Genomic DNA, 18,815 nt, shown 5'->3' on the forward strand with positions numbered 1-18,815 from the left:
GCAGCAACCGGTAAAGTCTTCCGCGATTTTCTATTCCAAGAAGATATTCTCAACGGCGTGCCAATCTGGCAAGATGATGTCCCCAGCCCTGCGGAATTAAGGGCATTTGGCGTGCGCGGCAACAACAGTGATCGCAGCTTCCAAGACATCGATACCTTCTACGTCACAGACAATATGTTCTTTATGGAAGACCGTCTCAATATCCTGGCCGGCCTTCGCAAAATTGACATCAATCAACGCTCGATCGCATTGGGTGGCGCACCACAGGGTACGCCAATCGATGATGGAGACACAAATTTCCAATTGGGCGGTGTCTACCGGATCAATCCCAATGTAAGTTTCTTCGCCAATGTGGCCGATGCTTTCGAACCACAAAACGCAACGGATCCCGATACAGGCGAATTTATTGGACCACAATCCAGTGAAGCCATCGAAATCGGGTTCAAGTTTATCGATCTTTTCGACGGAAAGCTCAGCGGGTCGGTAGCGGCGTTTAACATCAAGAAAGACAACGTGGTTCGAAACGACTTCAATCCCGTTACCTTTATGTCGGATCAATCCGTGACCAGTGACGAGAGTGAAGGAATCGAGTTCGAGTTATTCTACAATCCAACGGAAAATTGGAACATCGTAGCCGCCTATAGCTGGATTGATGCGAAAGTCGTAGGCGAAGTCGCCACAGGTCTTCCTTTAGAAGGCGCAACGCCGCACCGCTTTACGCTCTTCACCAACTACACAGTGGATGAAGGCCCGGCAGAAGGGCTCCGGTTCGGCGGTGGTTTAGTCTACGCAGATGGACCAATCCAGCAATTTGGCAATATCGTAAACAGATTTGTAACTGAAGACGGTTACATGGAAATCAATTTGTTTGCGCGTTACCCAACCATGATCGGAGACCAGCCCGTCACGTTCGGAATCAATATCGACAACGCAACCGACGAATTTTACGTTCGGTCTCGTGCAGCAACCAACGAAGCCCGCACGATTCTTTTATCAGCCTCTTTTGATTTGTAGTTCTATTGTAGTTTGTAGTTCAGGCAAACCCTCTTCGGTTGATTCCGGAGAGGGTTTGTTGTTTCCATCTCTCTGTTAAATCTATCCATTCATAAGCCGTCGGAACTTTACTACACTGACCTCCTATGACTAAGATTAATTGGAATCGCATCATTTCTCTCAGCCTCATACTCTTCTCTACCCTGGTATTAGTTGGCTGCGGACAAGGCTCAAAGGAAACACAGTCCAATTCCCCAGAACCATCCCGAGGAAAGCCAAACATTCTGTTTATAATGGCCGATGATCACACCTGGCAGGCTATCGGAAGCTACGGCAGCCACCTCAAAGAATTTTGCCCAACACCCAATATCGATCGACTGTCTAGCGAAGGTGCGCTGCTTAAAAACGTTTATTGCACCAACTCCATTTGCACTCCAAGCCGGGCCTCGATTCTCAGTGGCCAGTACAGCCATGTGAACGGGCTGATGACACTCGAAGACACCTGGGACCGGGATCATCAACCAAACATGGCGGTAGAGCTTCAAAAGGCAGGTTATGAAACCGCGATCATTGGCAAATGGCATCTCCACTCCGAGCCGATGGGTTTCGACTACTATAAGGTGTTACCAGGCCAAGTGCTGTATTTTAACCCTTTGCTCAAGGAGAAAGGGAAACCCTGGAAGGACCACAACGAAGGTGGAGAAGCTTACGAGGGTCACTCAAGCGATGTTATCGGCAACGAAACGATCAAATGGCTGAAAGAACAACGCGACACCGGCAAACCATTTTTTCTCATGTGCCATTTCAAAGCCCCACACGGACTTTGGGAATACGCTCCGCGATTCAAAGAATTGTATGCCCATGTTGAGATTCCCGAACCACACAGCCTGTTTGAAGATAATAGCGACCGGTCAGACGGTTCACGCGATTACGGCAGTACCGTAGGGCCGACTAATAAAATTCGCAGCCGGGTCGCCTGCATGCAAAACGACTTCTGGCCGGGTGGTCCGCTCGACGTTACCGTTATGGATGAAAAAGAACAAACCCGCGCAGCCTACCAACGTTACCTCAAAGACTATTTACGGTGCGTGGCGGGAGTGGATGAAAACGTGGGCCGTGTGTTAGCCACTCTCAAGGAGCAAGGCATTGAGGACGACACGCTTATCATTTATACCGGCGACCAAGGCATGATGCTTGGCGAACATGATCGCGTCGATAAACGTTGGGCGTTCGAGGAGTCGATGCGGATGCCGTTCATCGCCCGATACCCAAAGGAAATTGAACCAAACAGCATCAACAAGGATATTATCAACAACGTAGATTTCGCCCCCACCCTTTTAGACTTCGCTGGCGCAAAAGCTCCCAAGGAAATGCAAGGTCGGTCTTTCCGTAAAAACCTCGCGGGAGACACGCCAAAAGATTGGCGCCAATCCACCTACTATCGATATTGGATGCACCGCGCCCACCACGATGTCCCAGCGCACTATGCTATCCGCACTCAACGCTATAAACTAATCTTCTATTACGGCCTGGCACTTCATCCACGTATGGACAAATTCTGGCCAGAGAATGCGGTCTCGGATTCAACCGAAGCCAATTTGCACCAAGTCTCTTCGTGGGGAGTCACCAGACCGGAATCAACTCCCGCACGGCTCGAGCTGTACGACATCGAAAAAGATCCTTACGAGCAGCAAAACGTGTATGAGGATCCCACCTACTCTGCCGTCGTTGCAGACCTGAAAAAACAACTCTCAGCAATAAAGGAAGAAGTTGGCGACCTGGACGACCTTTATCCGGAACTCGTTGAACGCCGCAATCAAGTTTGGTAAGGTTCACAGTCATATTTAATAAACATCCCCGCCGCAAGCAGGCGGGTATTTCAAATGCAAAAATCACAACTTTTACTCAAGCCACAAGTTGAAAACGACGGAATCCCAATGGTGACCACGGTATTTTTATTTGGCACGGTGATTGACGAGCATTTGGAATGGGATGCCTAAATCATGCTGGGATTTTTCCTGCATGCACGGCCAGGAAGCATCCGGATAGAATCTTGCCTTTAGCGAAATGAGGCAGACGCGCAGGGCCGCGAGACTGCAATTGAGGTTGAAGTTTTTTGATCGGGTACGATCTTCGCGCATACAGGCGTCGCGCACCCAATGATTGCGGCTCTCGCATCCTCCCCAGTGTCCTCGGGCGAATTCGGCGAATCGCTGTGCGCAGCCTTTTTGGCAAGGATGGCTGGAGAGGTAAAAGGAGACGCTGGGCTCTTCGCTTTGCTCGAAGCCGCTGGTGCGCCGGATGACCGTTAGGCTTCGCGCTCCCGGCAATCCCGCCTCTAGCGGCTCGAAGGGATAGACCGCGATTGCCCGTTGGTCGAGTCGTCCGTGACTGGCGTCGGGTTCTTCGATATGGGTAAAAAAGGGGTGGTTTGGGCCAGTTTAGAAGCGGCTTTATGGGCATGGCGATTCTCGTCCTTGAGTTGGAAAAAGTAGTCGCCCCGCGCCTTGAGAATCGCAGCGGCCTGGCCCTTGTTGTTGTTGAGCGCGTCACCGGTGATGGTCGCGTTTTCGAGGTTGCAGCTTTCGTAGAGGCGCAATGCGACTGTTTGCTCGCCCTCCCGTTTATGCTCTTCGCTTTTGGGCTTGTTGGCGGCAAAATCCACGGCGACGGGGGCTCCGGTCTCGTGATCGCTCAGGCACAGGCTCAGCGCGCGGTCGCGTATCCACTTTCCGTCGATGGCCAGCGCGCGCGGCAGCGTTCCCAGATTCGCTTGCAACCATCCGTTGAGGCAGCCGGCGAATTGCTGCGGATCGATCTGAATCAATAGATTGCGCAATGCGGTGTAGCTGGGGGCTTTGCGTGTTTTCGCGTCTTTCTTCCTGGGGAAACTCAGCCACTCGCGCTGGCTTTGGGTCAGGAACTGCCCGTAGCGCTGGATCGCCGCAAGGTTGTCGCGTCCGGCGAACAGCGCCATCGCCACGATGCTCAGCAAGGACGAGGCCCGGAACGTCCGATTGCTCCTGCGGGGATCCTCGAAGTGTTCTGCGAGATAGTCTTGCAAGGATTCGAGCTGGCCTTTCTTCAGGGGCAGGTCCCGCTCCGGACTGTGCACATTGAGGGCCTTGCGGTAGGCCGGCGGCATGTCCATGCCCGTAAGGATGCGGCGGGCATTGCGATTGAGAGGCTTCAGCCAAAGCTTCTTCGGCCTGCCGTGCTCCTGGTAGTAGTCCATCCGGTGGCGGCGGAATCCCTGGGTCAGGCCGCACGGCCGCCACCCGGCGGCTTTGTAGCAAGTGCCTTCGAATTGCTCTATATCCGAGAACGTTTCAGCCAGAACGGGACTGTATCCATACTTCAACTTCCAGTGCCCGGGCAAGGCGCGCACGGCCAAGGCCAGAGAGCGCGAGGCGAGGTTGGGCATGCGCGTTTCGCCCAGCACCAGAAAGCGGCGGTTCATCGCCACCAGGTTGAGGCGCTCGGCGCGCTGCTGGGAGGTCCAGCCAATCCATTGCTCCCGGTCGGCCAGCTTCAACGCGGCGCTTCCCCAGTCCAGCAAGGCCACCCAACGCCCCTGGTATTCCACAGCCTGAAGCAGTGCGCGGCCTGTGCGCAAATCCCCCAGATAGTGCTGCTTGTCCAGCAGCTCTCCCGCTCGTTCATACTCGTGGGCTTCGAGAACGCGAACCGTTAACTCTTTCAATAGAAACACAGGCGGATCTGAGGTGAAAGCCGTGTTGGGTGTTTGGTTTTTCGAATTCATCCCAGCGTATCACGACTGAAATGAGCCCCGAGGGCAAGTTTATTTATCAATCCCTGTAACCATACGCATTATACGCTCTAAATAATTATACCGTGACGATTGGTTGTCCGTTGGGTGAAAGTACTTGATCGAGACTGATCGAAGCTAAATCATGCACAGCTTTTCTGACGATGAAAATCCAAGAGTTTCAATTAACGCTCGTTTTGAGCTTGGGAGAAAGATCTGTTGAAAAAGTGTGTTCGAATTCTCTAAATCCGGAATCACCGACGCGGATTCTGGAGTACCGGTTGTCTTTTAATTTTTAATCATCTTAATCACTTATTATGCAAATAAACGGATTATCTCTCATTGGTTCATCAACAGGCTCCCAGGGAGACTCGTCATTCAAGGCGATCGACCCTTCAACGGCTCTGAGTGTTGAACCTTCCTTTTACGCAGCCACAGCTGATGAAACGAATCGTGCGGCTGATCTTGCCCAAAGAGCTTTCCTTTCGTTTAGCAGAAAGTCTGGTGCCGAAAGGGCTGCTTTTCTCAGGGAAATTGCTGATCAGATCGAAGCTCTTGGCGACACGCTGACGCAACGTGCGATGGCCGAAACGGGTTTACCGGAAGGTCGTATCAAAGGAGAAACAGGGCGGACAACCGGACAGCTTCGTTTGTTTGCTTCCGTGGCTGAAGAAGGTTCCTGGGTAGAAGCCCGTATCGATACCGCTCTACCTGATCGTCAGCCGATTCCAAAGCCTGATATCCGTTCCATGAAACGTCCGATCGGTCCGGTGGCTGTTTTTGCAGCAAGTAATTTCCCTTTGGCATTTTCGGTCGCAGGAGGGGATACCGCTTCTGCCTTGGCTTCCGGTTGCCCCGTCATTGTTAAGGCTCATTCTTCTCATCCGGGAACTTCCGAGCTGGTCGCGCAAGCCATCCTGGCGGCTATCAGAGAAACAGGAATGCCCGAAGGCACATTCAGCTTATTGCACGGAAGCGGCCGTGTCGTCGGTTCAGCGCTGGTTACTCATCCATCTATTCAGGCAGTGGGATTTACCGGTTCAACGGCCGGAGGATTGGCTCTTATGAAACTTGCATCCCAGCGACCTCAACCCATTCCCGTTTTTGCGGAAATGGGTAGTGTGAATCCCTTGTTTATTTTACCAGGTGCGGCTGCTAAAAATCCGGCGGGATTGGGTGCAGGGTTACTGGCATCCGTCACCATGGGAGTTGGGCAGTTTTGCACCAACCCGGGTGTGGCCCTGGTTGAAGCATCTGATTCTGGTGATGCTGTTGTCGGGGCTTTAGTTGAGGGAATGGCCAGGGCACCTTCCGCAACCATGCTCAATCCCAGTATTCACAGTGCCTACACCAGTGGTGTAGCTGCCAGATGTGAAAACCAGAAAGTGAAAACGCTGGTGATCAACGATGACAATGGTTCGGGTTGTCCCGGAGTTGCCGCTGTTTTCGAAGTAAGTGCAGATACATTTCTCGAAGATGAATCGCTTAGTGAGGAGATCTTTGGCCCCGAAACGACTTTGGTTCGATGGAAAACAAAGCAGGATTTAATGGCCGTTGCTGAAGAGCTGGACGGTCAGCTAACTGCAACCATCCACGGCACGGATGAGGATTTCCTGGAGTACGCGGATTTGATCTCAATTCTGGAAAGAAAAGTTGGGCGAATCGTTTACAACGGCTTTCCAACCGGCGTGGAAGTATGCCCATCCATGGTGCACGGTGGACCGTTCCCGGCTACTTCTGACGGAAAGAGCACTTCCGTCGGCACTTATGCCATTGAGCGCTTCATTCGCCTCATGGCTTACCAAGGTAGTCCCCAATCGCTGTTACCCGATGAACTCAAGGACGGAAATCCTTTAGGGATTTGGCGCATGGTGAATGGCGAGTATAGTCGCTGAAGCATTTTTAAACAGATTGCCGACTTCACTCGGAAGCGGGATCTTCCAGGACTGGCATCTTTACCGCATCGTTTCGTCGGTCAAACATGGCGCTCTCCATCGATTTTGGATAGCGTGCCCGAGGATTGGAAACCTCGGTCAGTTTTTGCCCGGAGGCTTCATCCAGGTTCCATGATCCTGCAAGAAGGTTGTCTTTCAACTGCTCGCAGTTTCGCGCACCGACAATGGCTGAGGTGATACCAGGTTGATCAATCACCCAGCGTAGCGCGACCTGAGCCGGGCTACGTCCCAACTCACTAGACACTGCGAGCAGGGTCGTTAGAATCTCTTCGGTATTTGGGGCATAAAACGGATCCGGGAAACACCACCCGTCTGCGGAACGTGTACCTTCGAGATTACGCTTTTCGCCTGGTTTGTATTTCCCCGTCAGGAAGCCGCCGGCCAGAGGCGCCCAAACAATGGTGCCCACACCCTTGTATTGGCAAAGAGGAATAAGCTCATCCTCAATATCGCGGACGAGTAAACTGTATTGAGGCTGGTAGCACTCGATGCGAGACCAGTCATGATGATCGCTGATCCACAAGGCATCCATCAAACGCCAGGCCTCGAAATTGCTGCAGGCAAGATAGCGGATCTTGCCTTGAGAAACCAAATCGTTGAGTACCCGCAATGTTTCCTCGATCGGTGTCTGCACGTCGACATGGTGGATATAGAAAATATCGATGTAATCCGTTTTCAGTCGCTTCAAACTGGCTTCGACCGAATTCATCACATGCGAACGCGACCAGCCTGAATCATTCGGTCCCGGACCCATGGGGTTGAAAAACTTGGTAGCAAGAATGAGATCATCTCTTCTAGCACCTAGTATGTTACCCAGGATTGTTTCGGACTTTCCTCCTATGTAGGCATTGGCTGTGTCGATGAAATTGACCCCGGCTTCAATGGATAGTCCGAGCATTCGATCTGCTTCTGCCTCGTCCGTGTAAAGACCAAAGGTCATGGTACCGAGACAGATTTCTGAGACTTTCAAGCCTGAGCGACCGAGATTTCTATATTCCATATTTTGGGGTTGTTAATGAGGTTTTATTAATCTGAAAGAATACCTGTTGTGGGTCGAGGAAAACTATAAAGGTCGGGCTTTATCGCGGGCGTATCATTCCCACATAGAATCTTCCTCTTACTCGTCTTCCTCCTCAATTTCAGCTAATTGGGGAAATGAAAGCAAGGATGCCTTTGGTGTTATGCACTTTTCTGCGTGGAGAAAAGTAGGAGGACGAGTAAGAGTAAGAGTAAGAGTAGGAGTAAGAGTAGGAGTAAGAGGACAGGTGACATTCAAGCCTGACACCCGAAACCTGACACCAATAAATTTCCCCCTACACACCAACCGCTGCCACGCAGGCTTCACAAGTCTTACGAATTCCCTGGAAGAAGTCGTTGCCTTTGTCGTCGACAAGAATGAAGGCCGGGAAATTCGCCACATCGATTTTGTAGATGGCTTCCATGCCCAGCTCCGGATATTCTAGAAGTTCGACTTTCTTGATATTATCCTGGGCAAGGATGGCTGCGGGACCGCCGATCGATCCCAGGTAAAATCCTCCATATTTTTGACAGGCGTCGGTGACTTGCTGGCTGCGATTACCTTTCGCCAGCATGATCATCGATCCGCCTTTTGCCTGAAAGGGTTCGACGTAACTGTCCATTCGTCCGGCAGTCGTTGGACCGAACGATCCCGATGGCATACCTTCGGGTGTCTTGGCTGGACCTGCGTAGTAAACCGCATGATTCTTAAAATACTCCGGAAGATCGCCTTCAGTTTCCAGTCTCTCCAGTAACTTTGCGTGGGCGATATCACGAGCGACAATAATGGTTCCAGTGAGGCTCAACTGGGTTTCAATTTTCAAAGAGCTGAGTTGCGCGAGGATCTCTTTCATCGGACGATTGAGGTCCACGTTTACCACTCCTTTGTAGTCGGTTTCACGCAGATGATCGGGGATGAATCGACCCGGATTGGTTTCGAGCTTTTCGAGCCAGATGCCATCCTTGTTGATCTTTCCTTTCATGTTTCTGTCTGCCGAGCAAGAGACGCCCATGCCAATAGGGCAGGAGGCTCCATGACGTGGAAGACGGATCACGCGCACATCCAAAGCAAAATACTTTCCACCAAATTGTGCGCCATAGCCGAGTTTGCGTGAGTCTTTTAACAAAGCGTTTTCCATCTCAAGGTCGCGAAAGGCCCGGCCATGTTCGTTACCCGTGATGGGCAACTCGTCATAATATTTGGTCGAAGCAAGTTTCACGTGTTTGAGGTTGGCCTCCGCGCTGGTTCCGCCGATGACAAAGGCAACATGGTAGGGTGGGCAAGCGGCTGTTCCCAGAGTCCCCATTTGCTCAAGCAGAAATTTTTCCAAGGCAACCGGTTTTAGAACGGCCCGGGTCTTTTGAAAGAAAAAGGTCTTGTTTGCCGATCCTCCTCCTTTGGCGACGAAAAGGAATTTATATTCCATCCCCTCGGTGGCGTAGAGGTCGACCTGGGCAGGTAAATTGGTGCCGGTATTTTTCTCCTCATACATAGTGAGGGGCGCATTTTGGGAATAGCGAAGATTCTCTTTTATGTAGGTGTTGTAGACGCCTCTGGAGAGGTATTCCTCGTCGTTTACCCCGGTCCAGATTTGTTGGCCCTTTTTGCCCATGATGATGGCCGTACCTGTGTCCTGGCAGAACGGAAGAATGCCGTGCGAGGAAACTTCAGCGTTCTTCAAAAGGGTCATGGCCACGTTGCGATCGTTGTCTGACGCTTCGGGGTCCTCAAGGATCGCCGAGACCAATTCCAAATGTTCTGCCCGCAGAAAAAAAGCGATATCGCGCATTCCCGCTTGAGCGATCAACGTCAGGGCCTCCGGGTTTACTTTCAGGATGGGCTTTCCATCAAATTCACTTTCTTCGACATACTCGGAGCTCAAAAGCGCGTATTCTGTTTCATCTTTTCCGAGAGGAAAAGGATCCTGGTAGTGGAATTCGGGAGTGGGCATGCCTTTTTAACTAGGTTGGTTTATTTACGGAAAACAATCACTGACGAAACCCTTTGCGTCAAACCTCTCTATCGATTCTGACGTAGAAGTGTTTCACAGTTCAAACGTGTCGACTAATCTGTGCTTACTCTGATGCGAATATTTCATTGTTTTGGATATTACCATCAACGTCGTAGTGGGTCAGTGAAATGTGGGGAATGCCTTTACTGCGTTTTACATTAACACCGAGAAACCCTCCTTTAATTTGCAGGTATTTATGGGCGTCTTCACGATTCTCCATCTTGTATCCGCCTGCATGCATGTTCGATCCTGCTCCGGCTGAATATTCGCGCGTTCCCGTCTTTTTATCAACAGATGCGTATTGCCAGTGGCGGTCGCCGCAAAGAACAAATGCGTTCTTTTGTTTACCCATAAATTCACGGATTTGATTTCCTTCCCAGGTAAATCCTTCGTTGGCGTGGTTATCGTTCTTGCTCCCTCTATCAGGACCAACAATCGGTGTTGGGCTAATCAGAACCTTGAAACTGGCATCCGATTCGGCGAACGATTTGAAAAACCAGGCTTTTTGTTCCTCACCCCAGATCGTTTTACCTGGTCCGTCCTCTATGTTGTTCGGACTGCGAAAGTCCCTGCCTTCCACCATCCAGATTTGCAGATCTTTACCCCAGCGGATGGTTCGGTACGTCTTTTTCCCAATAGGAACCTGCTCACGGTAGATGGCCAATCCTTGTTCCCAGGTTAAGTCCCCATAATTCTCTCCGGGCCAGGCATCATTCTTGAGAGTGTCGTGGTCGTCCTTTATGAAATAAGAGGCAAATTGACGATAGAAGTCGACCTGGTAGGGTAGGGCGAAAATGCGGTTCCATTTATGTCGGGCCAGCTCAACGCTTCTGGCCCATGGGTCGGCTTTGTCATAGTATTCGATATCACCTGCATGTACCATGAAGTCGGGTTTTACGACGCGGGCCATGGATGGATATATCTTGTGACCGTTGGCCAAATCGTCTCGACGGCCAAAATCGTGGCAGGTTACAACCGTAAATGTGACTTCTTCTGCTGTGGTTGCTTTGGGTGCTGTTTTAAATTGTCCGGTGACAGAGGCGCCCAGTTTCCTTTCAGGATTTCTGGAAGCCAGGACTACCTCGTAGTTGGTATTGGGTTTGAGCCCGTTGATCTGGATTTGGGTTGTATGGTCTTTCTTCGGGTCAACTCGTATCCAGTCTTTCTCAACTACTTTGCTTGTGTCGTTATGAGGCCAGTAGATCAGTCTTACTTCTCCCGCAACTCCCGAAAGGCTAAACGCCATGTCATTCAGGGTAGCACCTTCCGGCATCCGACTCGCTTGTTCCATTCTGGGTGTTCCGCTACTGTTCGTCCTTTCAGTGGGAACTTCATATTCAATCCACATATGACCCTGCATATTGAATTCGGCATCTCTGGTTAAACGGGTCCAGATGATGGCGGAGTCCTGATCGACCTCCCCAATCTTCAGGCCATTTCCAAAGTAGGTTGCGCTCAAGGAGCCTTCGAGCGTTATGAAAAATAGGAAAAGGTAGTATTTGGTAATTTTCATGATAGCTTAGGTGGTAGTTCCAATATCTTCGAACCACATTTTTTTATTTTTCTCAATAAAGTGGGTCATGAGCTCAATGCATTCGGCATTGTTCAGCACAGAGGTTTCGACTCCTTTGTGAACCAGAACTGATCCGATGGGTATTCCTCCCTCTGCCAGGCCTTTGCGGGCCTCTTCAATGGCAGCTTCCATGAATGGATCTTGGTTCATTTGTCGGGTAGGCGTTCTGTTCTCAGGCATCCACACTCCCGGATAAAGAAAAATCGAAAAATAGGTTGCTTTTATTTTTTAAAACGATTGTTTGAAACGATCGTTTAAATCAAACGTTTGAATGAATGCCACCCAAATAAAGATCCTTGAAGCAGCCGAGTCGGAATTGGCCGAATTTGGTTTTGCCGGGGCATCCATTCGCAATATCACCCAACGAGCGGGTGTGAACGTAGCGTCGATCAACTACCATTTTGGATCGAAGGTGGAGTTGATCAAAGAGCTCTTCAAATTTCGCATTATGCCCTTGAATGAGTTGCGCCTTGGTATGCTCGAGGACGCCAAGGCCAAGCATGAAGATGGGATCGTTCCGGTTTATGAACTGGTGGATATTCTGGTTCGACCGGCCGTCTCAAGACTCATGGGGAAAGAAGGCCGCAGATTTGTTCAGGCGATGGCTCGCTGTATGTCTGAACCGCTGGACTTTATGCGTGAGTTGGATGAGGAAATTTTTCAGGAAGTGTTTACCACTTTTCTTGCGGCCTTCCAAAAAGCACTGCCTTCACATGATCCGAGTCAGGTGATGAACAAGTTGCATTTCATAATATGCACTATGGTGGGATTCATGATGCATTTCCCTAGAATGGATCAATTTATTGGTCACCAACTTAGCCAGGACGAATTTAACAATGTACTGGACCAATACATTGAATTCATCGCCGCCGGTATTGAATCCGCGCGTACGCCAATTTCTAAATGAGCTCCACCATTCGTACTTTATTTTTGATAACCTTGCTTACATTGGTTGCCGGATGCGCTACAACGGCACCTGACTCTCAGAACGATAATTCGGAACTGCAAAACAATGTGCCTGGTGATTGGAGCCAAGATTCTGATAAGGGTAAACTTGCCAGCGATTGGTTGCGGGATTTCGAAGACGACAATTTGGTAAGTCTCGTCGAAACGGCTATGATGCAAAATCCGTCGCTTCAGGCAGCGGTCTACCGACTTCAACAAGCAGAAGCCAATGCACAAATTGCAGGTGCGTTACAGTACCCAAGCCTGGGGCTGAGTGGTTCCGGGACAAAACAAAAGGTATTATTTAATCCGTTTGGTTCCTTTACTATTACGAACTACAGTCTTTCCCTTTCCTCTCAATGGGAGCTCGATGTTTGGGGAAAAGTGCGTGAGCAGCATAGTGCAACCTTGGCAATGTTCGAAGCTTCTGGTTACGATATGGAGGCCCTGCGTCTTTCGCTTATCTCTCAAATCAGTAAAGCCTGGTTTAACGCCAAGGAACTTTTATATCAAAGGGAATTGGCGGTCAGCAGTGCAGAAAGTTTTGATTCGAATTTAAAGATCCTGGAGGACCGTTATCAACGCGGGTTGGTTCAAGCGTTTGATTTACGTTTATCGAGGTCGCAGGCAAGCGTGGTCAGAGCTCAAGTAAGTCAGCGTGAAAGTGCCCTGGACCAGGCCATTCGCTTACTTGAAACCTTGGTGGGAGAATATCCGGGGCGGACGATTGAGCTGAGCAAAGAATTGCCAGCGGTAAGTACACCGATTCCTGCCGGTCTGCCAGCGTCGTTGCTTGAACAACGTCCGGACCTTCGTGCTGCCGAGCGACGTCTTGCTGCCTCGGGGGCAAATTTTAATGCAGAGAAAAAAAACCGGCTTCCAGACATTTCGCTAACCGGCAGTTTGGGACAGGCTTCCAATGAGCTGGGCAATCTTTTGGATTCTGATTCTGGGGTTTGGAATTTAGCAGGAAATATAACGGCCCCCGTTTTTATGGCCGGGCGGCTTGGGGCACAACGCCGTCAAGCCGAAGCGCAATTCAATGAGCAGGTGGCCAATTATGAGTCCGCTATTCTAAATGCGTTTCGCGAAGTGGAAACCGCATTGGCGAATCAGACGTACCTGGTTCAATTGGTAGACGACCTGAATCTCGCTGCTAAACAAAGTTCCAAGGCGCTTGAACAAGCCTGGGTTTTATACGGACGGGGGTTGCTGGATATTTCCGCAGTGCTCGATGCCGAACGGCGATCTTTCGACACACGGAGTCAAAGTATTACTGCTATCAATCGTGTATTACAAAACCGGATCGATCTCTATATCGCTCTGGGTGGTGGATTTAATTTAGACGAGGAATAAATTATGGATTCTCACTTAAAATCAGAACGAGGAAATATCCTCTTGAAAATCTTGTTACCGATCGTGTTCGTTTTAGGAGCGACTGCTTTTACGGTTATCCTGATCGTACTGAAGCCTGAACCGGAGAAAAAAGAATTGGTCAGAATGCTTCCCGGGGTAGAGGTTATGACTCTCCAGGTCGAACCACTATCCTTGACCATCGAATCCCAGGGCACGATTCAACCGCGAACCGAAACGGTCCTGACTGCAGAAGTTTCGGGGGTAATTGAATATGTATCTCCCAAGTTATTTGCCGGCAGCTTTTTCAAAAAAGGGGACGTTCTTATAGAAATGGATAAGGTGGAGTACACCGCTGCTTTGGCTAATGCTAAAAGTATGCGTGCCACCGCCAGGCTGGCGTATGCTCAAGAAGAAAGCCTCAGTGAACAGGCCCAGTTGGATTGGAAAGAATTGGGACGGGGTCAACCCAATGACCTTGTCTTGAGGAAGCCTCAACTCGAAAAAGCTGCCTCTGATATCGAGAGTGCGGAAGCTGGAGTAATCGTTGCGGAACGGAATCTATCGAAGACCACTGTTCGAGCTCCGTATGATGGTCGGGTTCACACAAAATTTGTGGATGTTGGTCAGACGGTGAATGCTCGTACGACCCAATTGGCCCGGATATTCGCAGTCGATGTTGCAGAGGTACGTTTGCCCATTTCGTCAGAGGATGTGGCATTTATAGATTTGCCCGAGGTGTCTCAGGATGGACGATCAACTTCTACTGATTCGAATGTATTTCTTTCCTCTCAATTCGGGAATAAATCGTGGAATTGGATGGGGGTCATTGATCGTCTGGAAGGTGTCATCGATATCTCGACCCGACAGATTTACCTCGTTGCTCGCGTTGAGGACCCGTATGGACAATCTATTAATCCGGACAGGCCTCCCTTGAATGTCGGGCAATTTGTCTCAGCAAAAATTTCGGGGAAAGACCTTGGCCCGGGATTCGTTATCCCGCGTTCAGCTTTAAAACCAGGAAATCTGGTTTGGATAATTGACGAAAACGATCAGTTGAAAATTACACCGGTTGAGGTCGCGAAGGCGGAAGTCAATGAAGCCTATATTACCACAGGATTGAAAAACGGAGATCGGCTTTGTATTACGCAGCTTGGCATCGTAATCGATGGCATGGAAGTCGAAGTTCATGAAGAAAATTCCGCCAAGCAGATGGGGAGTGAGCTATGATAGCTTGGTTTACTAAGAACGGAGTCGCGGCGAACTTGACTATGCTAATCATGGTTGTGGGAGGGGCTGTTTCCCTCTTCTCAATCAAGATGGAATTATTTCCACAGTTTTCGTTAGATACCATTGTGGTACGGGTTCCTTATCTTGGGGCATCTCCGGAGGAAGTGGAAGAGGCAGTCAATATCCGGATTGAGGAGGCTCTTCAAGGGCTTGAGGGAATTAAGGAACTTCGTTCTTCAGCCTCCGAAGGATATGGTGCTGTCAGTGTTGTGGTAGACAAAGGCTATGATCTTCGAAAAGTGAAGGAAGATGTCAAAACCAGGGTCGATGCCATTACTACTTTCCCGGCAAACACAGAACGTCCCATTATTGATGAATTTTTGATCCAACGTGACACGATATGGATAGCGATCTCTGGCGATACCGATGAATTAACGCTCAAGCATTTGGCTAAAAAGGTTAGGGACGATGTAGTAGAACTTCCTGGAGTGAGTCAGGCGTTTACCCGTGGTGTTCGTGACTATGAAATTTCAATTAACGTATCGGAAAATAAACTTCGGCAATACGGTTTAACTTTTGACCAGGTCATGCAGGTCGTTCAGGGGAATTCATTGGATCTTCCGGCCGGTCAGATTCGTTCAACTGGTGGTGAGATATTGCTCAGAACCAAGGAGCAAGCCTACCGCGGTAATGAATTTGAAGAGTTGGTTTTAATCAGTCGCCCGGACGGAACTCAGGTACGTTTATCAGACGTTGCTGAGATTGAGGATGGGTTTGAAGACGTTACCATTTTCTCCAGTTTCAATGGAAAGGCTGCTGCCCTCGTTCTGGTTCGGGAAGTGGGCCGTGAAAGTCCTCTCAACATATCCGCTCAAATTTATAAGTATGTTGAGGAATCCAAGGAAACATGGCTTCCCGACGGCATAGAGCTAATGGCTTGGGGTGATTCTGCATTTTATCTGGAGGATCGTCTGAACCTATTATTGGAGAATGGTGCTATCGGATTTGTACTCGTGCTTATCTCCTTGTCACTTTTTCTACGTCCTTCTCTAGCTTTCTTCGTCGCCGCCGGAATTCCGGTTAGTTTTTTGGCCACCTTTCTGGTAGGTCCTGTTTTTGGGCTTTCGATAAACCTGATCTCGTTGTTCGCATTTATTCTGGTGCTGGGAATTGTAGTCGACGATGCGATTGTGGTTGGAGAAAGTGTTTTCTCTGAATTTCAAAGAAATGGCTCCGGGGTAGAATCTGCTATTCGAGGGACTCATTTAGTTTCGACTCCGGTAACTTTTGCGGTGCTGACCACCATCGTCGCGTTCTGTCCTATTTTCTTTCTTCCGGGCTTGATGGGGAAATTCTTTGTTTCCATTCCGCTTGTGGTAATACCGACCCTGCTTTTTTCATTGGTTCAAAGTAAATTAGTCCTGCCTTACCACCTTTCACTTTGCAACGTTGGTAGTAAACGTAATCGTGATGAATTGAATTTGTTTTCAAGATTTCAACGGAAAATCTCGGACAGTTTGGAAGCTTTTATTCGCAACGTATATGACCCGTTTGTTGAGGTTGCGATAAACTGGCGCTACGCGACTCTGGGAGCTTTCATTGCCATATTGATTGTGAGCTGGGGAATTGTGGCGGGTGGATGGATACGTTTCGTACAGTTTCCAAATGTTCCCAGCGATTTCATTTTGGTTCAGCTTGAAATGCCCGAAGGGACTTCTTCAGAAGATACAGGACGTGCGATGGAAAAACTGGTTGCCGGACTGGATCAAGTACGGGAAGAAGCGAAATCAAACGGCGAACACGATCCAGTTGCTCATTACATGGTGGCAGTAGGTTACTCCACCATGACCGGTGGCCCCAATCCTGAGAGTACCGTGGTGGGAAGTAACATCGGCTCCATTGTTGTTGAATTAGCCAAAGATGGAGTGAGGGATTCCAATGCTTTTGAAGTAGCCGATCAATGGAGAAAATTGGTTGGTCAGATTCCAGGTGCCAGTCGACTAACCATGAACGCGGGTGCCGCAGGTCCGGTGGGGCTTCCGGTAGATATCCGATTGACCGGACCGGATTTTAATCAACTCAAGCAAGCCTCTCTGGAAATTCAAAAGAGGTTACAAGTGTTCGAAGGATTAAATGACATCCGTGACACCTATTCGGAGGGAAAGCAGGAAATAAAAATTAAGCTCAAGGATTCTGCGCGTGGGCTTGGATTGAACGCTTCAGATTTGGCGCGGCAGGTCAGACAGGCTTTTTATGGTGGAGAAGCGCAACGGATTCAACGCGATCAGGATGACGTAAGAATCATGGTTCGTTACCCGAAGTCTGAAAGAGAATCTATCGGGAATCTTGAAAGGATGTATATTCGTACCCCTTCAGGACAATCAGTGCCGATGAATGAAGTGGCTGATATTGAATTTGGACATGGCTATCCAGGTATCGCCCGGATCGATCGTCAACGGGTGATCAACGTGCAAGCGGATGCGGACAAGGATGTGGCAAATCCGACTGAAATTAATAAAGTCATTTATCCGATGAATCAAAATATGAAGCGAATGTATGAAATGTTTGGTCAGGAGGTACAACCCTCGATATTGGAGGAGGTCTTGGCGAATTATCCGGGGGTTAGATCCATCAAAGACGGAGAGGCTAAAGACTTTGAAGAATTGATGCCTGTCTTGTTGTTGGGTGGTTTCTTTGTCATAGTAATTATTTATACGCTTCTGGCTATTCCGTTTAAAAGTTATGTTCAGCCCATATTGGTTATCTCCGCCATTCCCTTCGGAATTGCAGGTGCGATATTTGGTCACCTGATTAACTTTCAAAATTTTGGGACCCCACAAGACCTGAGTACATTATCTATGCTGGGCATCATTGCCCTATCTGGTGTCGTCGTAAATGACTCCTTGGTACTAGTAGATTACATCAATAAATTAAGAGCGCAGGGAGTGCCGCTCAAGCAAGCCGTGCACCAGGGAGGTATCGCTCGGTTCCGTCCTATATTATTAACTTCGTTAACCACCTTTGTGGGTCTTGTTCCCATTCTTTTGGAAAGCAGTCTTCAAGCCCAGTTTCTTATTCCAATGGCAACTTCCTTATCGTTCGGTGTGTTGTTCGCCACCTTTATCACGCTGTTACTGGTTCCTGCCTTATATCTGATCCTGGAGGATGTTATGCGCGTCGGGACTGCGTGTTTCCGTTGGTTGTTAAATTTATACTTTCCCAAGAAAAAGTCGGTGAGCAGCAGTTACTCAATTCCCGGAGAACGATGAAACGAGCACTCGTAACAGGAGCAAACCGCGGCATCGGTTTGGAAGTCGTGAATCAGTTTTTGAAACGAAACTTTCATGTTATTTTGGCTTGTCGAAATCGTAGGCTAGGGGAGGAGGCAGCCCAATCACTCGGAAAGCTGTCATCGAATGTGACCGTTTTTGAGTTAGATGTCTCGAGCCAGGATTCTGTTGATGGGTGCGCTGAAACTGTTTCTGAGCAATTTGATAGTTTGGATGTATTGGTAAACAACGCTGGCATTCTCATAGATCGGCCAGAATCTATTCTCACTGTAACAGAGGATGAGTTGAATCAAACGTGGAACACGAATTCGTTGGGACCATTGAGAGTTACACGGGCTTTTCTTCCACTGCTCAGGAGGAGTCCGGATGCCCGGGTTATCAATGTATCGAGTCTATCGGGACAACTGAAGGGCATGGGCACATGGTCGCCACCCGCCTATAGTATCTCGAAAACTGCACTGAATGCAGTGACTCGAATTCTGGCAAGTGAACTGGCCTCTGAAAATATCAAGGTTAACTGCATAAGCCCTGGATGGATAAAGACAGGCATAGGCGGTGCAAATGCACCCGGAACACTCGAAGAAGGAGCCGATACCATTGTTTGGTTGGCAGGTGAAGCGGCTGCGGAAATCACAGGCCAGTTTCTTCAGAATAGAAAGTCTGTTGAGTGGTAGCTTT

At 49.3% G+C, this 18,815-nt stretch carries 14 protein-coding genes; 9 read left to right on the forward strand and 5 right to left on the reverse strand.

Translation table 11 applies throughout. The features are described 5' to 3' along the window. The 3 genes from O3C43_16240 to O3C43_16250 form a co-directional block, all read left to right on the forward strand. Positions 1–1,014 (forward strand): TonB-dependent receptor (locus O3C43_16240; GenBank protein ID MDA1068040.1); only part of this gene is annotated, 1,014 nt, incomplete at its 5' end. 125 nt (positions 1,015–1,139) lie between these two features. Continuing rightward, positions 1,140–2,822 carry a sulfatase gene (locus O3C43_16245; protein ID MDA1068041.1) on the forward strand — a complete coding sequence of 561 codons (1,683 nt, stop codon included), beginning with the start codon at positions 1,140–1,142 and terminating at the stop codon, positions 2,820–2,822. Between the two features lie 330 nt (positions 2,823–3,152). After that, positions 3,153–3,305 carry a hypothetical protein gene (locus O3C43_16250; protein MDA1068042.1) on the forward strand — a complete coding sequence of 51 codons (153 nt, stop codon included), beginning with the start codon at positions 3,153–3,155 and terminating at the stop codon, positions 3,303–3,305. A 26-nt stretch (positions 3,306–3,331) separates the two neighbouring features. On the opposite strand, the gene O3C43_16255 is transcribed toward O3C43_16250, so the two are convergent. Next, positions 3,332–4,756 carry a DUF4338 domain-containing protein gene (locus O3C43_16255; protein MDA1068043.1) on the reverse strand — a complete coding sequence of 475 codons (1,425 nt, stop codon included), beginning with the start codon at positions 4,754–4,756 and terminating at the stop codon, positions 3,332–3,334. Positions 4,757–5,079: 323 nt separating this feature from the next. On the opposite strand from O3C43_16255, the gene O3C43_16260 reads away from it, so the two are divergent. Continuing rightward, entirely contained in the window at positions 5,080–6,657 is a 1,578-nt protein-coding gene (locus tag O3C43_16260; protein MDA1068044.1) for an aldehyde dehydrogenase (NADP(+)), read from the forward strand. 25 nt (positions 6,658–6,682) lie between these two features. On the opposite strand, the gene O3C43_16265 is transcribed toward O3C43_16260, so the two are convergent. The 4 genes from O3C43_16265 to O3C43_16280 form a co-directional block, all read right to left on the reverse strand. Continuing rightward, positions 6,683–7,717, reverse strand: coding sequence for an aldo/keto reductase (locus O3C43_16265; GenBank protein MDA1068045.1), 1,035 nt, complete (start codon positions 7,715–7,717; stop codon positions 6,683–6,685). A gap of 313 nt (positions 7,718–8,030) precedes the next feature. Then, positions 8,031–9,686: a fumarate hydratase gene (locus O3C43_16270; GenBank protein MDA1068046.1), complete on the reverse strand. Its 1,656-nt coding sequence runs from the start codon at positions 9,684–9,686 to the stop codon at positions 8,031–8,033. A 124-nt stretch (positions 9,687–9,810) separates the two neighbouring features. Beyond that, positions 9,811–11,259 (reverse strand): alkaline phosphatase D family protein, encoded by a 1,449-nt coding sequence (locus tag O3C43_16275; GenBank protein MDA1068047.1) that lies wholly within the window; start codon positions 11,257–11,259, stop codon positions 9,811–9,813. Between the two features lie 6 nt (positions 11,260–11,265). Further along, positions 11,266–11,469: a hypothetical protein gene (locus tag O3C43_16280; GenBank protein MDA1068048.1), complete on the reverse strand. Its 204-nt coding sequence runs from the start codon at positions 11,467–11,469 to the stop codon at positions 11,266–11,268. Between the two features lie 121 nt (positions 11,470–11,590). Between O3C43_16280 and O3C43_16285 the strand changes: the two genes are divergently transcribed. The 5 genes from O3C43_16285 to O3C43_16305 are packed head-to-tail and all read left to right on the forward strand — an operon-like array spanning position 11,591 to position 18,811. Beyond that, positions 11,591–12,226, forward strand: a complete 636-nt coding sequence (locus tag O3C43_16285; protein ID MDA1068049.1) for a TetR/AcrR family transcriptional regulator — start codon at positions 11,591–11,593, stop codon at positions 12,224–12,226. Next, positions 12,223–13,620, forward strand: a complete 1,398-nt coding sequence (locus O3C43_16290) for an efflux transporter outer membrane subunit (GenBank protein MDA1068050.1) — start codon at positions 12,223–12,225, stop codon at positions 13,618–13,620. The genes O3C43_16285 and O3C43_16290 overlap by 4 nt, the downstream gene beginning before the upstream one ends. Positions 13,621–13,623: 3 nt before the next feature. Then, complete coding sequence (locus O3C43_16295) at positions 13,624–14,847, forward strand: efflux RND transporter periplasmic adaptor subunit (GenBank protein MDA1068051.1); 1,224 nt, start codon at positions 13,624–13,626, stop codon at positions 14,845–14,847. A gap of 50 nt (positions 14,848–14,897) precedes the next feature. Continuing rightward, on the forward strand, positions 14,898–18,116 hold the full coding sequence (locus O3C43_16300) for an efflux RND transporter permease subunit (protein ID MDA1068052.1): 3,219 nt from the start codon (positions 14,898–14,900) through the stop codon (positions 18,114–18,116). Next, positions 18,113–18,811: an SDR family oxidoreductase gene (locus tag O3C43_16305; GenBank protein ID MDA1068053.1), complete on the forward strand. Its 699-nt coding sequence runs from the start codon at positions 18,113–18,115 to the stop codon at positions 18,809–18,811. Before O3C43_16300 ends, O3C43_16305 begins: the two co-directional genes overlap by 4 nt. Positions 18,812–18,815: the final 4 nt, after the last annotated feature.

The organism is Verrucomicrobiota bacterium, assembly GCA_027622555.1.
GTDB lineage: Bacteria > Verrucomicrobiota > Verrucomicrobiia > Opitutales > UBA2995 > UBA2995.